A 2,915-nucleotide genomic window follows, 5' to 3' on the forward strand; every position below is an offset into this window, starting at 1 on the left:
TTGGCCGCACGCAAAGTGCCGACGTTGTCGAGGTTTTGCCCGGCAATCAGCGAGACGTCGTTACCAGCAATCAATGCCCCGGTCGGACCAAGGCGATTATCGGCCTGAGCCAGATACAGCACTGGCACCAGCACCTTCTCGCCATTCACTTCGTGCTCTTCGAGCCAGACGATGTCGTGGGTCANCGCCAGGTTCAACTGCTGTTTGCTGGCAATGGCGTTGTTCATCAGGTACTTGAACTGCGCCTCGTTGGAGGTTTGCCCGTCGATGAACGCCTGGCCGGTTCTGGCCACAACGGCTTGCTGAACAAGGCGTTGTTCGTACAAGCCGTCACCCAGACGCTTGGCGCTGACTTCCGGGTCGTAGCCCAGACCGGCGAGCAGGTAATCCGAACTCATGAATTGCTTGAGTTCGGTGAGCACCGGGTTTGTTTCGATCAGGTATTTCTGCGGTTTGGAAACGAAGTTGCTGCTGGGCAACCCTTCTACTCGGGTAACGGTCTGTGCTGCTGCGGCAGCGACCGGGCTACTGACCGTTGTAGTTACCAGACGGCCCTGGGCCGTTGCGCTACCGGATCCTGTGGCAGTTATAACCGGCAAGTCTGTCGAACCTGCATTTTGCACAGGCAGCAAAGCACCACTTCCCTGATTGCCCGCCGCGATACCGGTGACGCTGTCGACGCTGGTTACACCTGTGGAATCAGAGGTATGGCCCGGTAGTACAAATCCGCCTGCGGGTGCGGCGTTTGGCACGCTGGTGTCGAAAGCAGATGCGTTGGCACTCACGCCAGCGCCTTGTCGTGTCACCGAAGCAAGCTGGCGGGTGGCGTTGGATATCTGGCCAACCGAGCCGATCTGGATGGTGCTTGCCTGCGCATCAGAAACGGTTTGCTCGCGTTGAGCGACGGAGACCGCTGCGCTGCCCATCGTCCAGGTTTGTGGCAGACCGACGGGTTGGGCAACAGCAACAGCGGTGCCACTTTGCCCGCTCAGGCGGAACAGACCGTTCTGGCCGGTCGGAAGGCTGAAGCCTGGCAGGCTTAACGGGTTGACTTGTTGCTGGGCCAGGTCTGGCGGCAATTGCTGATTGACGGTAACGCGCGTGGAGAATTGGCTGCCCGGAGCGCTGGTGTCAGTGCGCGAACCGCCGCTCACGTAGGTGTAACCCGCCCGTACGACGCTGTTATTGATGTTGTTCTGAGCATTGACGTTGACCGCACCGGCAGCCTGGATAATGGCTGCATAGCTCTGATCACCACCGCTTAGCCGTGTGACCTTGTAAAGCTCGGGCATGTCAGTTTCGACGATGCGAATGAAGTCGGCCAATGCTGCCTGAAAACCCGTAAGGCTGGCGTCATAACCACTGCTGCCAAGCCAGTACTTATCAGTGAAGTCCTTAGCGGCTTTGGTCCACATGCTGGCGTTGTCGGTGCGCATGCTGCGGTACACAGTCACCGTTTCTGTATCGCTGGTCTCTACGCCAGTATTGGTCAGGTTGTTAAGCGTAGCGGTGAGATTGCCGCTGGTGGCAATGGTGCTGCTCTGGTTAACCAGATCGCCGCCGTTGATGTTCATATTACCGCCAGCGGTGATGCTTGACGCTGCACTGGCCGCGGTCACTTCCAGTTTTTCACGCTGAGTAAGGTCCCAGGTATGTGTTTGCGTGCTGGTTTTGCAATCGTTTTTGTAGAACTCACGGTTGCACGCCCCCTCTACAATCTTGGCGCTATAAACACCGCCATTGCTGGTAGTCAGAATGGCACGGATGTTCTGTATCGTGCTCGCCGCCAGGCTCATGCTGCCGTCGCTTTGAATCGACGCAGAACTGTTGACGATGCTGTCGGCAAGGGCACCTTGCCCGTTACGGTCAATCGTGAGATTACCCAGGCTATAGATGTTGGCGTAGCTGTTGTTCAGCGAACTGACCCGCAGGCTCATGTTGTTGCCACTGAAGATCAGCCCGCGGTCATTGACCAGCGAGCCGGTGGTCACGGTCAGCGCTTGACCACTGCCCAGCGTGCCTTGGTTGTTGATGCTCCCTGCATTGACGGTCAGGTTACTCGCCGAAGTCAGGCGGCCGACATTGCTCAATTGCCCCCCAACCGAAACCGTGGTGTCACCGCCGCCAGCGATGGTCGAAGCGGCGTTGAGGTTCACTTGCGCGGCACTCAGTCCGAGCGTCCCGAGGCTGCTGAGACGGCCATTGCCGCCGTATGTACCGCCGATATTGAGGCTTAGCGAGCCGTCACTGGCAATCAGTCCGTCATTGTTCCAGTTGCCGCCGCTACCGACGAAGCTGGTGGAAGCCAGAAGTTGGCCGCTGGCGGTCTGGCTGAAGTTATTGACGTTGACGTTCAGACGCCCGGCCTGGATGACGTTGCTGTTGGTCCAGCTATCGGCACTAAGTGTTAAACCACCGCGAGTAACAATGCTGCCGCCAGCATTGGTGACGTTGGCCGTAGAAATATTAAACGTGCCATTACCCGTATGCAGCAGCGAACCGCCACCATTGAGGAAGTTGCCAGCGTTGAGAGTCAGGTCGCTGTTGGCGCTTTCCAGGGTGCCGTTGCGGTTGTCGAACAGACGCAGTTGTCCGGTCTGGTTGTCCAGACTGGCAGCGGTCACGGCCAGGGTGCTGTCGCTTTCGATGATGCCGAGGCGGTTGTTCAGCGCGCCGCTCAGGTTCAGCTCGACCTGGCCACCGGCGATCTGGCCGTCGTTGTCGCCGCTGTTGTCGAAGTTGCCACCATTGACCCGCACCAGGCCTTTGGCGTACAGGCCGCCGTTACGGTTGTCGAAGCCGGGGGTAGTGATCAGCGCTTCGCCGCCACGCGCGGAAACTCGCCCGCCGTAGTTGTCGAAGCCGCCCAGCGCGGTCAGGTTGAGGCGTTGCGCCTGGATGACACCGCCCTGGCG

Annotated in this window: 1 protein-coding gene; it reads right to left on the minus strand. The window is 59.0% G+C overall.

The window, feature by feature from the left end; all coding sequences use genetic code 11:
- Positions 1-2,915: beta strand repeat-containing protein (locus AO068_RS24320; protein ID WP_442963739.1), on the minus strand; the 2,915-nt coding region annotated here is incomplete at both ends.

Origin of the sequence: Pseudomonas sp. ICMP 3272 (assembly GCF_001466905.1) — a bacterium.
GTDB lineage: Bacteria > Pseudomonadota > Gammaproteobacteria > Pseudomonadales > Pseudomonadaceae > Aquipseudomonas > Aquipseudomonas amygdali.